This is a genomic window from Xanthomonas sp. NCPPB 2922 (assembly GCF_041520885.1).
Classification (GTDB): domain Bacteria; phylum Pseudomonadota; class Gammaproteobacteria; order Xanthomonadales; family Xanthomonadaceae; genus Xanthomonas; species Xanthomonas campestris.
This window is the reverse complement of record NZ_JBGOFY010000011.1, coordinates 85171-100603: the sequence shown is the minus strand read 5'-3', so window position 1 is coordinate 100603 and position 15433 is coordinate 85171. Positions and strand designations below refer to the sequence as shown.

Sequence of the window (15433 nt, the reverse complement as noted above, 5' to 3'; positions counted from 1 at the left end):
ACGCGGGTTCGTCGCACCGCATGCTGTAAAGACCGAAGGCGTGCTCATGCACGCCTTCGGTCGTTTCAGCGCTGCAGCGAAGCCATCAACGCGCCACCAGCCATTGGCCGGTACGTGCGCCCGCAAACACCAGCGCCAGCCCGGCGAGCAGCGTCACCGCCAGATAGAGACCGATCAGGGTGGAACGCTCGGTGCGTGCGAACACCAGGCATTCCATCATCAGCGACGAGAACGTCGTCAGCCCGCCCATCACACCGACGATCAGCAAGGCGCGCAACGCCCAACTCGCTGGCCCGCGCGCATCCAGCCAGACCATCAACAGGCCGGCGAAAAAGGCACCGACCAGGTTGACGGTCAGCGTTCCCCAGGGAAATCCCGTGCCGAAGCGCTGCAGCAGCGATGCACCAATGGCAAAGCGCAGGCCGGAGCCCACCGCGCCGCCCGCCATAGCCAGCAGCGCCTGTTGCCACCACACCGGCGCACTCATCGGCACACCGTGCGCAGCGCACAGACAGGTCTTGAAGGCTTACAACGCATCATCGGCATGCTCCTCGGTCGATACATCGCGATGCCGGGACAGCGGCCTGCCGCCCCGGCGTGGGTGGGCAGGCATCATCAGCGCGCTGAACAAGCGCGCGGTTCAAGGAGGAATGCCATCTCCACTGCAACGGATTATGCGGTGGGCTTGCGGCCCTTGTCAGCACGGGCCTGTTCGCGTGCTTCGCGTAACCGGTCGAGCTTTTCCTTGAGCTTGATCTCCAGCCCGCGCGGTACCGGGTTGTAGTAAACCCGCTCGCCCATCGCATCCGGAAAGCCGGTCTGGTCCAGCGCGATACCGCCTTCGGCATCGTGGTCGTACTGGTAATCCTGGCCGTAGCCGAGCGTCTTCATCAACTTGGTCGGTGCGTTGCGCAGATGCAGCGGCACTTCCTGGGTGCCGGTGGCGCGCACCTCGGCCTTGGCCTGATTGAAGGCGGCATAACCGGCATTGGACTTGGCGGTACTGGCCAGATACAGCACCAACTGCGCAAAGGCCAGCTCCCCTTCCGGGCTGCCCAGGCGCTCGAAGATGTCCCAGGCTTCCAGCGCCATGCTCTGCGCGCGCGGATCGGCCAGGCCAATATCCTCGATCGCCATGCGGGTCAACCGACGCGCCAGATACGCAGGGTCGCACCCGCCATCGAGCATGCGCGTCAGCCAGTACAGCGCTGCATCCGGGTTGGAACTGCGTACGGACTTATGCAACGCCGAAATCTGGTCGTAGAACTGCTCGCCGTTCTTGTCGAAGCGGCGCGTACGGTCGGCCAGCACCTGCAGCAACGTCTGCGGCGTAATCTCGCCACCCTCGCCTGCCGCCAGTTCCGCGGCAATTTCCAACAGCGTCAGTGCCCGACGCACATCGCCGTCGGCGGCGCTGGCGATTTCCAGCAGCGACGCTTCGCTGACCTGGATCGTCTCCGCCCCTAAGCCGCGCTCGGCATCGCGCAAGGCACGCTGCAAGGCTTCGACAATATCCTGCGGCGACACGCCTTCCAGCACATGCACGCGGCAGCGGGACAACAGCGCTGAGTTCAACTCGAAGGACGGGTTTTCAGTGGTCGCACCGACGAACAGAATCGTGCCGCGTTCGATATGCGGCAAGAACGCATCCTGCTGGGCCTTGTTGAAGCGATGCACCTCATCGACGAACAACACGGTGCGGCGGCCACCGGCAAAACGCTGCGCCGCCTCTGCCAGCACCTGCCGCACTTCCGGCAAGCCGGAGAGTACGGCCGAGATCGCCTTGAATTCGGCGTCTGCGTAATGCGCGAGCAACAAGGCCAATGTCGTCTTGCCGCATCCCGGCGGGCCCCACAGGATCATGGAGTGCACGCGCCCAGATTCCACCGCGCGCCGCAGGGCGCTGTCGGGAGCCAGCAATCGCTTCTGGCCCACCATCTCGTCAAGCGTGCGCGGCCGCATCCGCTCTGCCAAGGGCCCCATGGCGCTGCGATCGACGTGCAGCAGATCGGGTGTGATCGAGTCGGGACGTTTGGCTTTGCTCACCCCTTCATTCTACCGCCTGCGCCTGATGGACGTTCCACAACGCAGTGTTCGGCCATCGCTGGGACGCCGACGTTCTCTTTCCAAGCGACCACTTCGCGCAGGTGCAACGCATCGACTGCGTAGCGCAATACTGTTACTGAGTAACGAGTGACCGCAATCGCTTGCCGGCATTCCGCATCGGCCACGAGCTGCGCAAGCGCAAGCGGCAGGTTCAGCGCACGGATTCCACCATGCCTCGCATTCCGCTTCGCCCCTCCGTCATCGCCGCTTGCCTTCCAGGCATGGCCGAGACCATCGCGCATCCATCCAAGCCTTCTGCGCGGCGGCAGACGCACAACAAATTGGCGACTCCGGACCCATGCGCGTTCGAGGCGGAACTGATCCAGGCACAGGAAGATCCGCTGGGTTGGTCCGCGACGCTACTTGAGCAAGCAAGGCAGCCAAGCGTCGTCGATCCCGGACTGAAGGCCGCTCCCAAACGCAAACACGCCCTCCCGCGTCCCTGCAGGAAGGCCGCAGAACGCTTGGGGCTCAGTAGCGGTTCGCCAGAACCACATACGAGCCTGCTGCGCTATCCCTCGGCGCAGTACGCGCGGGACACACCAGCCTGCCCATCGGATCGCAACGCCGATGCCGCCCGTGATCTGCGAGCAGCCCCGCTGCTGTCCAATGCCACCCAGCATCTCAATGAGGCGCTGATCGCCCGCCTGGAACAATCCAACAAGGACCTGGCCGCACGCATCTGGCGGCGTCGCCAGGACGAGCTGTGCTACGCGCATGCACAAACGCTACAGGCTGCACGCGAGCAGTTGGCCCTGAGAGCCCGGCGCGCCGCCAACCTCAGCGACAGCATCAACGCGCTGACGCGCGAACGTGCCGAACTGCTGCAACAGCTGCATGGATGCAATGCGCAGACTGATGCAGTGGCGGCCGCGATCCACGATCTCAAGTCGGACATCCTCTCCGCACGCGCCGCATTGAACGCGCTACCGCACGATCAGCCGTCGCGCGCTGTCGCAGCGCACGCGGGCCCATCCTCGGCCGACGCGCAGCAGGGCGTCGATCGCGTACAGCTGCAGCGCGCCTGCACTCGGCTCGAGCACGCAGTGCAGCAGGCGCGCGCACGCGGCGATGCGCTGGCCAAAGCGGTCTTTTTCGGCCGCGGCTCGGCACAGGCAGCACAAGCAGAGCAAGCACTTGCGGAAGCTAACGCGGAAATCGATCGATTGCGAAGCGCGTATGCGCAAGCACGCGATGCGTTGCAGTCGGATCAAGCAGGCAACTCTGCCAACAGGCCGGCTTCGCGCACGCTCGGCTCGCACCTTGCTGCAGAGCGAAACCGAGAAGTCGAGGCACTGCGCACACGGCTGGGACGCAACGAGAACATGCTGACCCTGCAACGCACGCATGCCGAGCGCTGTCGGCGGCATGCGCGACGCCTACAGCAGCGCCTCGACCAGGTCGAGGCAAAACTGCAGCAGGCGCGGCATTCGTCGCGGATCAACACCGAGGAGGTGTGGCAGCACGAACAGACGGTCAACGCGCTGGAAGCTGCGAACGGCGACATGCAGCGCGTGGCGGAACATGCAGCCGCGCAGCCGCCGGCCGATGAGGCCCGGCCCGTCGCTGCCGAGATCGTCGCCGACACCATGGACGCACTGCTCGAGGCCCTGCCCGGCTTTCGCGAGGAAACCATCGACCCAGTGAGTCGACAGGTTCTGCGCGCCTGGGCTGACGCTCTGCATGGCCGCAGCGCTGCGTTCGGGAGCGACGCCTTGCAGCCGGTCGACGCCTTGCGCATCGCCCTGCAGGCCTTGGCGATCGCCAGCGAAGGCGATGCTGCCTCAGCGGCCGACGTGCTGCGACGCCTGGGCATGGTGCGGTTGCGTGAGCTGATTCCGCCGCCACAGGTCTCCATCGCTGCCGAGGCGGCCCAGCCAATGGAGATCGTCACCGCCTGCGTCGGCCTGTTGGCCAGCGTTCCGCGCGGCATGCAGGTTCTTTCGCACATGCTGCGCGAAGAAGCCACGCCCCCCTCCAGGGAATGGTTGGAGGCGGCGCAGGTCCATCTGCGTGCCAGCCACCGGCTTGCACTGACGCCGGACGCAAAACAGGCTGAACGCAGCTGGCTGGGCGATGCGCAGATGGGAGCACGCCATGCCGTGCATGGAGACTCGCCGCTGCAGGGCCTGCAGTCTGCAACCGATGCCCAGCGCAGCGCATTTCACGCATTCCGCAATGGCTACGAAACCACCCGGGCAGGTTCACCCTATGCGCGCGTCAACGCATGCCTGCAGATGTTTGCGCAATGGGCGGTCGCAGGCAGTGGGCGGCGCGGCAGGCGCGCCCTCAATCCCTTCAACGCACTTGAGCTGGGAATGAAGGTCGGCGCCTCCGAAGCGCTTCCCACCGCCGTGCGGCGTGCCAACGACGCTTTTCGCGAAGCGGCCGGCCACCTGACCAGCTGGCTTGTCGCGCGCCGCCAGATCCAGCTGGCGGGCGGGCGAATGCCGTCGCAGGACGAGCTGGCAATGCAGGCGCTGTTGGAATACGTGCAATGGCTCCCACACGAGCAGAACGCGACCGACCTGACCTTCACCGCCAAGGTGCTGGGCACGATCAAACGGCGTGCCCAGGAGCTTCAGCGCTCGGTGGCTGCCTCCGTGAACGAGACCGACGACCTGCAGCCGGCGGCGTGCCATCCGGCCATCGCATCCGCCTGGGGTGCATTACGCGCCGGCCGCATGCGTCTGCCCGAAACGCTGCGTCTGATCCAGCGTGGCCTGCTCGACCACGCCGGACAGCCGAGCGACCTGCCGGTCGGTGCAGCGACCCTGGATGAAGAACTGGCGTCTGACGCGCGCACTCACTTTCATCAGGCCATCGGTCATGCCAGTCGCCTTCTGCATGAGGGCGACACCTCCCGCGTCAGATCGCCACGTGCGCTGTTCGAATGCCTGCGCAACCTGATGGAACGGCTGGAATGGCGCGACAAGCTGCGTCTTACCGAGCAACGGGTGATCGGACTCAATACGACGCCGCTGTCGGCCGCACTTGCGATCATCCCCAGCGGCCTGGGACTGAAACTCTCCGCGGGCGGCCAGACCAGTTCCGATCGCTCGGTGGAGATTTACATGGGACGGACCGGGTTGTCGCTGCAGATCGGGCGGCAGACGGCGCGGCAGTTCAACGCCAGTACCGGCATTAGCGCGGGCGTGCTGCTGCCGGGCACCGAACGTGCACCGGTGGGTATCACCGGCGCAGCCGAATGGCGCATGAAAAAGGAATCGGGCATCGAGCATGGCGTGCAAATCCGCGTACCACGGCGGGGTAAGGGCCAGGAGCTGGAGCAGCGCGCGCAATTCCTGGCCATGTTCGAACACTTGCTGCAACTGGCCGAGCAATCCGGTGACGATGCAGGCCAGTTGAGCGAGCGCGACTTTCTGGGGGAGCTGCTGGCCCACCACCCCAACATCACCGTTGGCTTGATCGGCCATGCCGAACGCAATACTTCGGCCACCGAATCCAGCCTCAGCGTCGCTGCCGGCGTGCGCGTGGGAAACATGGATGGCCAACCGCGTCGCGCCACCCTGGGCGCATCGCTCGGCGTGAAAGCGCGGCGCGAAACCTCCCGGTCGCAGACGCCGATCGAAGGCTACATGACCATGGTGCTGAAGGATTCGAGCGCACAATCCAGGGTAGAGATCGCAGGGCGCGCATCGGCCAGTGTCGTCGCCCGGCAGTGGACGCACCCAGGCACCGGCAATGCGCCGCCCACACCAGTGGCGCGGCTGTCCATGGCCACGCTTGATCTCGGCTACAGCAGGGAACTGCGCTCGGCCGGCAGCACGACGTTCTCCACCTTGTGGATGTTCAACAACGAAATCGATCCCGTGCGCACCGATCGTGGCTTCGAATTTTTCAACTTCGCCTCATTCGAACGCGAAGTGAAGCGTAACTGGCAGTTATGGACCCACTACGGAATCTCCAAACTGCAGGGCAAGGTCGATGACCAGCGACTCTATATGGTGGCCGAGCGCCAGTTGCAAGACTTCATCGACCGCGTCCGCCTCCACATGCAAGACAACAAGTTCGCCTCGCTGATCGTGGACTGGGTGTTGCAGGCAGAGGCTGCACCACGCCTGGACGCGCTCCGCGCGCAGGCCCAGCTATTGCGGGTCGCCGGATGCGAAGCGCAAGCGGCAGAAGCCGATCGCGCGTTCGATGAGCTCATCAGCCACCCAAGCATTTGGGAACCGACCATTTTGATCCTGCGCGAAAAGGGCAAACGCCAGCGCGAACGTGGCCTCGATTTCTTCATCAAACGCCAGACCAACCAGGCTGCAGAGGCGAGCCGGACGGTTGGTCAGTGGATCCCGTACGAGCCAGTCCCGTAGCGTGGTGGCATCGCTCCTGTGCGGGTGCATCTGTCAGGTCACGACAACTGCTGCGCGCTCGCAGGCACAGCCGCTCGCTGCGCCATGCGTTCATCCCGAGAGCCCCGCAGACGCTTTACTGCGCGTCGCCCACCACGTCCACGCCCTTGGTCGGCGTATAGCGGAAGGTGTCTGCAGCAAACGCCGGGTTGCGCTTCCAGCCGCCAAAGCTGATCGCGGTGCGTTGGCCGACTGCGTCCACCACTTCCATCCTGGCCAGGCCCTCCTTGCCGAACCCCAGCGAGGCGATCTGGAAGCTGGCGTCGGTGTCCACCTTGGGCGTCAGCGATAACCATTGCAGGCCGTCGCGTGGCGCGGCTTCTTCGCTGACATCGTACTTCTTGTCCAGAAGCGCCGGGTCGATCAATGCAACCAGCGGGCTGTTCTGTTCTTCGCTGCCCTGTGCGCGCACGGTGACCTGCTCCAGATCCGGATCCAATACCCAGACCTTCTTGCCGTCGGCCACGATCAGCTGCTTATAGGGCTTGGCGTATTCCCAACGGAACTGACGCGGTGTCGCCAGTGCGACCCGCCCGCTCGAAGTTTCCTTGACCCGGCCGTTCGCGTCGGTCACCCGCTGACTGAACTGCCCATCCAGTCCCTTCAACCCTCGCGTGAAGGTGTCCAGCTCCTGGCGCGCACCGGCAAACGCGGTACTGGCGAACAAAGCAGTGGCAAGGACGGCATAACGGAGCTGGCGATGCATGGCGGTCTTCCAGAAGGACATGCGTAGATTCTGATACTTCATAGATGAATGGGCGAGCGCTATCGCACGACATGTTCAGATGGCGGCGTGTGCGCGGTAATCCGCCTCATCGTGCCGTCTGCACCCTGGACAGATCGCCATAGACAATCTGCCCGCGAAACCCGCGCCGCACCTGTTGGTAGAGCTCGCGAAACGCACGGTAATCCTGCGGCTGGCACAACGCCTGTGGCCCGCGCACGGCGGCACGCTGCAGGCGATGCACGGCGGTGACCGTCTGCCCCTGCCGTGTCCACTCAACCACGTATTCGCCGGCGGCATTGCGAAAGGTGCTGCTGCGCGGAATGGCGATGATCGGCACCGTCTCGGGAAAGCTCACCACGTAGGTTTCTTCGCGCACGCTGTCGTTGCAGTAAAACGGGGTCAGATTGTTTTCGGCCGAAGTGGTGGTGTAGATGGCGCGCGTTGACTCGGCACCTGGCATATCGGGCAAGGTCATGCCGCCGACCACAGAGAAATCCACCGCGTCCTTGGCCTGGAAGGTGTAGCGGTAGTTGAACGGTGCATCCAGATCCAGCGGGTCGCCCTGAATCAGCAGATCGCCGGTGCCGTCGAAACCGGACTGGGCAAGGATCGACTCTTCGATCCGGTTGCGATTCTGCGCATTGAGCTGCACGAACATCGCGCGCAAGCCCACTTCGCCGGTCTGCCCGCTGTCGAGCGTGGTGGTGCCCTGCAGATCGCCTTGCGGCGTGAACCGGTATTCGGTGCGGGCGACATAGCGATTGACCTTGCGGTCGTTCGGCGGCGTCTGCGTGACCTTGCCATCGCGCGTATGCACCACCGGCGCGCCAAGATCGCCGGCCGGCAACTGGCCGAAGCGTGCGTAGGGGTTGGTCGAGTCCACGTACAGATCGAATGCGGGAATGTAGGTGATGGCGTGGTTGAAGCGGCCCAGCACCGGGATCTGCGGCAAGGTCGGGCCGCCCTCTGCCCCGATCAGCACCGGGGTGCTGGCAATCCCCTTGGCGGCAAGCAGGGCCTCCAGAATCACGGTGTGGTCTTTGCAATCGCCGTAATGGTTGGCCAGGATGCTCTCGGCGCTGTTGGGTTCCAGCCCGCCATTGCCCAGATACACCGCCACGTAGCGGATGTTGCGCGCCACCCATGCATACAGCGCGGCAGCCTGCGCGCGCGGGGCATCGATACCGCGGGTGACCTCATCAGCCAGCGCCTGGATCGCCGGCGTCACCGCCGCAGCGCGCCCGCCTTTGACGTGGTACGCCAGGCCCATCTGCGACCAGCTATCGAAGGTGCTGGCCATTAAGGTGGGGCTGAACTCCCAGGTCGCAGCGCTCCAGTTCTGGTTCTTCATCGGCGCGGAGCGCTGGTAGCGCCACTCCCAGCGTGCCTGGTCGCCGCGCACCACCGGCCTGGTGCTGCCCTGCAGCCCGCGTGCAGAAAGATGCATCGGCAGCCCCCTCGGCGCGACCAACGTAATCACCGCATAGTCGTACTGCGCGAAGACGCTGAAGGTCTCCCACAGGCTGAAATACCCGGGGAAATACGGCGTGTTCTGCGCACGGCGCACGCGGTAGACGATGCGCGCGCCCGGCGCCAGGTTCGGGAACACCACTACCTTGACCTTGCGGTCGGCATACATCGCTGCCGATGCGCTGGAGTAGCTTTCCTGGGTGTAGATCTTGTCGGCCGCCACGTCCTGGCGCAGCCCTTCGGCGGTGATGGTGTAGGCCTCGAGCACGTCGAGGGTTTCCATCTTTTCGCTGTAACTCAGCCGCACCTGGCTGAACTGCTCGACCGCCGATTTGGTCTTGAGCAGGATCTCGTAGGTATCCGTCTCCACACTGCTGGCGTCGTCACGCACTTCGTAGTCGGCGCGGTAGCGCACGAAGCTGTAGTTGGTGTCAGCCTGCGCGCGCGCCGCCGATGCGGGCGCGGCCGCTTGCTGCTGCGCCTGGCCCAGCAGCGGCATGGAAAAAAGCAGCACACACAACAACAAGGGACAACGCAGCATGGGTCTCGATCGCGGCGGACCGGAGCGGCCCTTGGTTTACAGGGTAGCCGTTGCGCCCGCCAGACGCATGGACGCGCCTCCAGAAACGGCCAATGCACGGCGCCAACGCCGCAGCGTCACACGCCATGGCAGGCTCAGTTTTTCGGCGGTGGCGGCGCCAGCACGGTGCGGTCGCCGTTGTGTTCGGGCGGGCTGACCACGCCCGCCGCCTCCATCGCCTCGATCAACCGCGCAGCGCGGTTGTAGCCGATCTTCAAGCGACGTTGCACGCCCGAAATGGACGCGCGCCGGGTCTCGGTGACGATGCGCAGTGCCTCGTCGTACAGCGGGTCGGACTCGTCGCCACCGCCGCCACTGCTTTCCGGCAACCCGGTCGCGCCAACCACGGTGCCATCGCCCATGGTCTGCACTTCATCCAGCACGCCGTCCACATACGCCACTGGCCCGCTGGCCTTGAGATGCTCGACCACCCGATGCACTTCTTCGTCGCTGACAAAGGCGCCATGCACGCGGTCCGGCAACGCCGTGCCCGGCGGCAGGTACAACATGTCGCCATTGCCCAGCAACGCCTCGGCACCGGATTGATCCAGGATGGTGCGCGAGTCGATCTTGGAGCTGACCTGGAACGCCACACGGGTCGGGATATTGGCCTTGATCAGGCCGGTGATCACATCCACCGAGGGGCGTTGGGTGGCCAGAATGAGGTGGATGCCGGCCGCACGTGCCTTCTGTGCCAGGCGCGCAATGAGTTCTTCGACCTTCTTGCCGACGATCATCATCATGTCGGCGAATTCGTCGATGAAGATGACGATGAACGGCAGCGTTTCCAGCGGCCGCGGCGCTTCACCCAGTTCCGGGTTCGGCTTGAACAGCGGATCCATCATCGGCTGGCCGGCGTCCTCGGCATCCTTAACCTTCTTGTTGAAGCCGGCCAGGTTGCGCACGCCCACCGCGCTCATCAGCTTGTAGCGGCGCTCCATCTCGGCCACGCACCAGCGCAGGCCGTTGGCGGCCTCCTTCATGTCGGTGACCACCGGTGCCAGCAGATGCGGGATGCCCTGGTAGACGCTCAGTTCGAGCATCTTCGGGTCGATCATCAGCATCCGCAGTTCCTTGTGCGAGGCCTTGAACAGCAGGCTCAGCACCATCGCGTTGACCGCCACCGACTTGCCCGAACCAGTGGTACCGGCCACCAGCAAGTGCGGCATGCGCGCCAGATCGGCCACTGTAGGCCGGCCGGCGATGTCCTTGCCCAGGGCCAGCGTCAGCGGGCTGGCCGACTTGTCGTATTCCTTGGAGCGCAGCAACTCGGACAGGAAGATCATCTCACGGGTGACGTTGGGGATCTCCAGACCCACCACCGACTTGCCCGGAATCACGTCCACCACGCGCACCGACTTCACCGACAACCCGCGTGCGATGTCCTTGTCCAGCGAACTGATCTGGCTGACCTTCACGCCGGGCGCGGGTTCGATCTCGAACCGGGTAATCACCGGGCCCGGATACGCACCCACCACCTGCGCCTCGATGCGGAAATCCTTGAGCTTGAATTCGATCTGCCGCGACAGCGTTTCCAGCGTCTCTTCCGAATACCCCTTGGCCTGCGGCTTGGGGTCGTCCAGCAGCGCGAGCGGCGGCAGATCCGAGCCGTCGGTGCTGACGCCCTGGAACATCGGGATCTGGGTATCGCGCTTGGCGCGCTCGCTCTTTTCCACCACCGGTGCCGGTGGCGGCTCGATCTTGACCGGCTCGCGCTTGGCCTGCTTGACCGCATCGACCTTGCGCACTTCCTCGCGTTCTTCGCGCATCACGCGGGTCTGCTGCCACTCGGTGGCCTGATGCGACTTGCGCTGCAGCAACGGTCCCAGCGCCAGCACCCACTTGCCGATGCGCTCCATCACCACGAACCACGACAACCCGGTCGCCAGCGTGATCGACACCAGCAGCAGCACCACCACGAACAGGTTCGCCCCCAGTGCACCGAACCCGGCGCTCAGCGAATTGCTCACCAGCCGGCCCAGGATGCCACCCGCGCCAGCCACGTCGCCATTGAACAGGCGCAGGTGCAGGAAGCCGGTCGAGGCAATCAGGAAGCCGACCATGCCGACCAGGCGCAGGGCCGGGCCCAGGTCGGCCTCGGCCTGCCCTTCCTTGTCCATGCCGAACAAGGCGATCCAGGCCACTGCGCCCAGCACCACCGGCAACAGGAAGGCCACGTAGCCGAACAGCTGCAGCAGCACATCGGCAATCCAGGCACCTACTCGGCCGCCCATGTTGTGCACCGGTGCGACCACGCTGCCGGTCTGCGACCAGCCCGGGTCCGCCGCTGAATAGGTGAACAGGCTCGCCAACAGGTACAGCAACAGCGGCGCAACCGCGATCAGCGCCAGATCGCGCCAGAGTTTCTGCCGACGGGGAGTGTCCGCGGCCGCCGGCTTGCGCGACGACGACTTGCCCTCTGTGGGCTTGCTGCGTTCGGGAACCTGCTTTGCCACCTGTAGCCAGACCTTAGAAAAATGCTGTTAGTGGTTGATAATAAACGACTGAGTGCACAGTTTCAGCAGCCACGCATCGGATCGGCAGCAACCCACGCCACAGCCAACGAAAAACGCCGCACAAGGCGGCGTCGAAAGCGCGAATGGGGATGACCATGCCATCGGCGGTCCAAGCAGTTCCATCGCGCCGCCTTGATTCACCGGGTGGGGACCGCCACTCTATGCCGCCACAGGGGCGCTGATTGCACCGCGCCAAACCCTGCCTTTTCCTAGATCGCGAGTATACATGAGCGCCTCCTCTGCCAGTCCCGCCAAGCATTCCCGCCTGCTGATCCTCGGCTCCGGCCCGGCCGGCTGGACCGCCGCGGTCTACGCCGCCCGCGCCAACCTCAAGCCGGTAGTGATCACCGGGCTGCAGCAAGGCGGCCAGCTGATGACCACCACCGAGGTGGACAACTGGCCGGGCGACCCCCACGGCCTGATGGGCCCGGACCTGATGAGCCGCATGCAGGCGCATGCCGAGCGTTTCGATACCGAGGTCATCTTCGACCACATCCATACCGCCGACCTGTCGCAGCGCCCGTTCCGGCTGATCGGCGACAGTGCCGAGTACACCTGCGACGCATTGATCATCGCCACCGGCGCGACCGCCAAGTACCTGGGCATCCCCACCGAAGAAGCGTTCAAGGGTCGCGGCGTGTCCGCCTGCGCCACCTGCGACGGCTTCTTCTACAAGGACCAGGACGTGGTGGTGGTCGGCGGCGGCAACACCGCGGTCGAAGAAGCGCTGTACCTGTCCAACATCGCCCGCAAGGTCTACCTGGTGCACCGCCGCGACACACTGCGCGCCGAAAAGATCATGCAGGACAAGCTGTTCGCCAAGGTGGCGGCCGGCAAGATCGAAACCGTCTGGCACCACGCCATCGAAGAAGTGCTGGGCAACGATGCCGGCGTGACCGGCGTGCGGGTCAAGTCCACTCTCGACGGCAGCACCCGCGACATCGACGCGCACGGCTTCTTTGTCGCCATCGGCCACCACCCCAATACGCAGCTATTCGACGGCCAGCTGGCCATGAACAACGGCTATCTGGAGATCCGCTCCGGCCTGAACGGCGCGGCGACCGAGACCTCGGTGGCCGGCGTGTTCGCGGCCGGCGATGTCGCCGATCAGCATTATCGCCAGGCCATCACCTCAGCGGGTTTCGGCTGCATGGCCGCGCTGGATGCCGAACGGTATCTGGACAAGAGCGCCTGAGGTGATGGCTGGCCGACGGCCCCACCCGCAGGCTCCTGGCGCTAGAGGGGCAGCGGCGTGAGCGTGACTGCGCGCTGGTGCCGCCAGCTTGCGGAGATACCCGCCGGCGCCTGGGACAGCCTGCATGACGGCGCGCACCCCTTCGTTTCCTATGCCTTCCTCGAAGGCATGGAGCGCGAGGGTTGCCTGCGCCCGGACTGGGGCTGGCAGGCACTGCACCTGACGTTATGGGACGGCGACGCCCTGGTCGCCGCTGCCCCGGGCTACCTCAAGAACAACTCCCATGGCGAATTCGTGTTCGACCACGCCTGGGCGCATGCCTATGCCCGCTACGGCCAGGACTACTTCCCCAAGTGGTTGTGCGGGGTGCCGTACTCGCCGGTGACCGGCCCCCGCCTGCTGGGCGACCCGCGCTGGCACACGCACCTGCTCGACGGCATGCGCACCTTGGTGGAAAGCGCCAGCCTGTCGTCTGCGCACGTCAATTTCTATCCCGCCAACGAGGACGCGGCCTTCACCGCAGAGTGGCTGGAGCGCAACGACCTGCAATACCACTGGCACAACGGGACCGGCTGGGCCGACTTCGAGGCCTATCTGGCCGCGATGAACCACAAGCACCGCAAGAACATCCGCCAGGAGCGCGCCAAGGTGCAGCGCGCCGGGGTGCGTTTTCGTGTACTGCATGGTGACGAGGCCAGCGCGGACGAGCTGCAGGCCATGTACGGCTTCTACCTCAAGACCTTCGAGGAATACGGCAACTCACCCGCGCTGACGCCCGAATTCCTGCAGCACCTGGCGCAGCACCTGCCGCGGCAGCTGGTGATGTTCCTGGCCGAGCTGGACGGGCAACCCATCGCCGGGGCGCTATGCCTACGCGGCGGCGACACCCTGTACGGCCGCTACTGGGGCGGCGAAGCACTGCCCGGCCTGCATTTTGAAACCTGCTACTACCAGGGCATCGAGTATTGCCTGCGCGAAGGCCTGACCCGCTTCGAACCCGGCGCCCAGGGGCAACACAAGATTGCGCGCGGCTTCCTGCCCACCCTGGTGCGCAGCCGCCACTGGATTGCCGACCCCGGCTTCCGTGAGCCGCTGGCGCAGTGGTGCGCCGATGAGCGCGCCGCCGTGGCCCAGCATGCCGTCGAGCTGGCCGACCACAGCCCGTTCCGCGACTGACGACGTCGCCGCAGCGCAGACCGCGCCGCTAGACTCTGCGCATGTCGCGCACCCTGCCCCATCTGTTGTCACCGGATCCTGCAAGCCCGTTCCCACCCGCCGAGCACGCCTTGCGCGAGCCCGATGGGCTGCTCGCCATCGGCGGCGACCTGCACCCGCAGCGGCTACTCAACGCCTACGCGCACGGAATCTTTCCCTGGTTCTCCGACGGCCAACCGCTGCTGTGGTGGAGCCCGAATCCGCGCACTGTGTTGCGCACCGACACCGTCCACCTGTCGTCCCGCTTCAGGCGGCAGCTGCGCACATGCACCTGGACCCTGCGCGCCGACACGGCATTTGCGCAGGTCATCGCCGCCTGCGCGTCGAGCCCGCGCCCTGGCCAGGACGGCACCTGGATTACCGACCAGATGCAGGAGGCCTACCTGGACCTGCACAGACGCGGCTACGCGCATTCAGTCGAAGTGTTTGACGGCGCGCGTCTGGTGGGCGGCATCTATGGGGTTGCGATCGGCCAGATGTTCTTCGGCGAAAGCATGTTCAGCGGCGCCAGTGGCGGCTCCAAGATTGCACTGGCAGCGCTCGCCGCCGAGCTGCATGGCCGCGGCTGGCCGCTAATCGATGCGCAGGTAGAAAACCCGCACCTGATGCGCCTGGGCGCTCAACGCCTGCCACGTGAGCAGTTCCTGCAGCACGTAGCCACCCAAGTTGCATTGCCCGAGGCACCTGGCAGCTGGACGCAACGCTATGGCGAACGGCACGCAAGCGGGCTTGCAGGAGTCCGCTTAACATAAAATTTGCGCCTCGGCGAGATGGAGCGTAAAATGCTGTCCCTTACGGCCCTGCCGGGCCAACCGTGATTGCACAGGATTACATGTCGAAAGACGACTCCATTGAATTCGAAGGCAGCGTCAGCGAGACGCTCCCCAACACCACGTTCCGGGTCAAGCTGGAAAACGGGCATGAAATCATCGCCCACATTTCCGGCCGTATGCGCAAGAACTACATCCGCATCCTCACCGGCGACCGTGTCAAAGTTGAGATGACACCGTACGACCTCACCAAGGGTCGTATTACCTACCGCATGAAGTAAGCGGCTCTGGTATCAAGACGCGAAGCGGCCAAGTGCCGCTTTTTGTCGTGCCTGGGGTTTATTTTCTGCCCGTGCGGTCGCTCTACATGGGCAGGCTTTCGCCTGCGCGCTGATCTGTGCGTTGACATTTTCGGCGGCCGATAGCACAGCTGCATGACGCAGCCGCAGAGGAGCGGGCGCCGGCGTCGGCGCATCAT

The 15433-nt window shown here is 65.0% G+C and carries 10 protein-coding genes and 1 riboswitch; of the genes, 5 read left to right on the top strand and 5 right to left on the bottom strand.

What is annotated here, in order from left to right:
• Nucleotides 1-85: 85 nt before the first annotated feature.
• Both crcB and ACD584_RS13555 read right to left on the bottom strand, forming a co-directional pair.
• Nucleotides 86-487: a fluoride efflux transporter CrcB gene (gene crcB, locus ACD584_RS13560; protein ID WP_070693060.1), complete on the bottom strand. Its 402-nt coding sequence runs from the start codon at nt 485-487 to the stop codon at nt 86-88.
• Between the two features lie 112 nt (nt 488-599).
• Nucleotides 600-670: riboswitch (Fluoride riboswitch) on the bottom strand.
• 2 nt (nt 671-672) lie between these two features.
• Nucleotides 673-2046, bottom strand: a complete 1374-nt coding sequence (locus tag ACD584_RS13555; protein ID WP_070693062.1) for a replication-associated recombination protein A — start codon at nt 2044-2046, stop codon at nt 673-675.
• Nucleotides 2047-2207: 161 nt separating this feature from the next.
• Between ACD584_RS13555 and xopZ the strand changes: the two genes are divergently transcribed.
• Complete coding sequence (gene xopZ / locus ACD584_RS13550; protein WP_175611647.1) at nt 2208-6443, top strand: XopZ family type III secretion system effector; 4236 nt, start codon at nt 2208-2210, stop codon at nt 6441-6443.
• 115 nt (nt 6444-6558) lie between these two features.
• Here xopZ and lolA read toward each other — a convergent pair whose 3' ends face one another.
• From lolA to ACD584_RS13535, 3 genes are all read right to left on the bottom strand, one after another.
• On the bottom strand, nt 6559-7230 hold the full coding sequence (gene lolA, locus ACD584_RS13545) for an outer membrane lipoprotein chaperone LolA (protein WP_070693067.1): 672 nt from the start codon (nt 7228-7230) through the stop codon (nt 6559-6561).
• A 64-nt stretch (nt 7231-7294) separates the two neighbouring features.
• The gene (locus ACD584_RS13540) at nt 7295-9220 is read right to left on the bottom strand and encodes a DUF3857 and transglutaminase domain-containing protein (protein ID WP_076036920.1); all 1926 of its coding nucleotides are present in this window, start codon (nt 9218-9220) and stop codon (nt 7295-7297) included.
• A gap of 134 nt (nt 9221-9354) precedes the next feature.
• Nucleotides 9355-11715 carry a DNA translocase FtsK gene (locus ACD584_RS13535; RefSeq protein WP_070693071.1) on the bottom strand — a complete coding sequence of 787 codons (2361 nt, stop codon included), beginning with the start codon at nt 11713-11715 and terminating at the stop codon, nt 9355-9357.
• A 286-nt stretch (nt 11716-12001) separates the two neighbouring features.
• Between ACD584_RS13535 and trxB the strand changes: the two genes are divergently transcribed.
• The 4 genes from trxB (at nt 12002) to infA (ending at nt 15236) form a co-directional block, all read left to right on the top strand.
• Complete coding sequence (gene trxB, locus ACD584_RS13530; RefSeq protein ID WP_011037135.1) at nt 12002-12970, top strand: thioredoxin-disulfide reductase; 969 nt, start codon at nt 12002-12004, stop codon at nt 12968-12970.
• A 57-nt stretch (nt 12971-13027) separates the two neighbouring features.
• Nucleotides 13028-14146, top strand: a complete 1119-nt coding sequence (locus tag ACD584_RS13525; protein ID WP_076036919.1) for a GNAT family N-acetyltransferase — start codon at nt 13028-13030, stop codon at nt 14144-14146.
• A gap of 41 nt (nt 14147-14187) precedes the next feature.
• Complete coding sequence (aat, locus tag ACD584_RS13520) at nt 14188-14937, top strand: leucyl/phenylalanyl-tRNA--protein transferase (RefSeq protein ID WP_076036918.1); 750 nt, start codon at nt 14188-14190, stop codon at nt 14935-14937.
• A gap of 80 nt (nt 14938-15017) precedes the next feature.
• Nucleotides 15018-15236, top strand: a complete 219-nt coding sequence (gene infA, locus ACD584_RS13515) for a translation initiation factor IF-1 (protein ID WP_002813418.1) — start codon at nt 15018-15020, stop codon at nt 15234-15236.
• Nucleotides 15237-15433 lie beyond the last annotated feature (197 nt).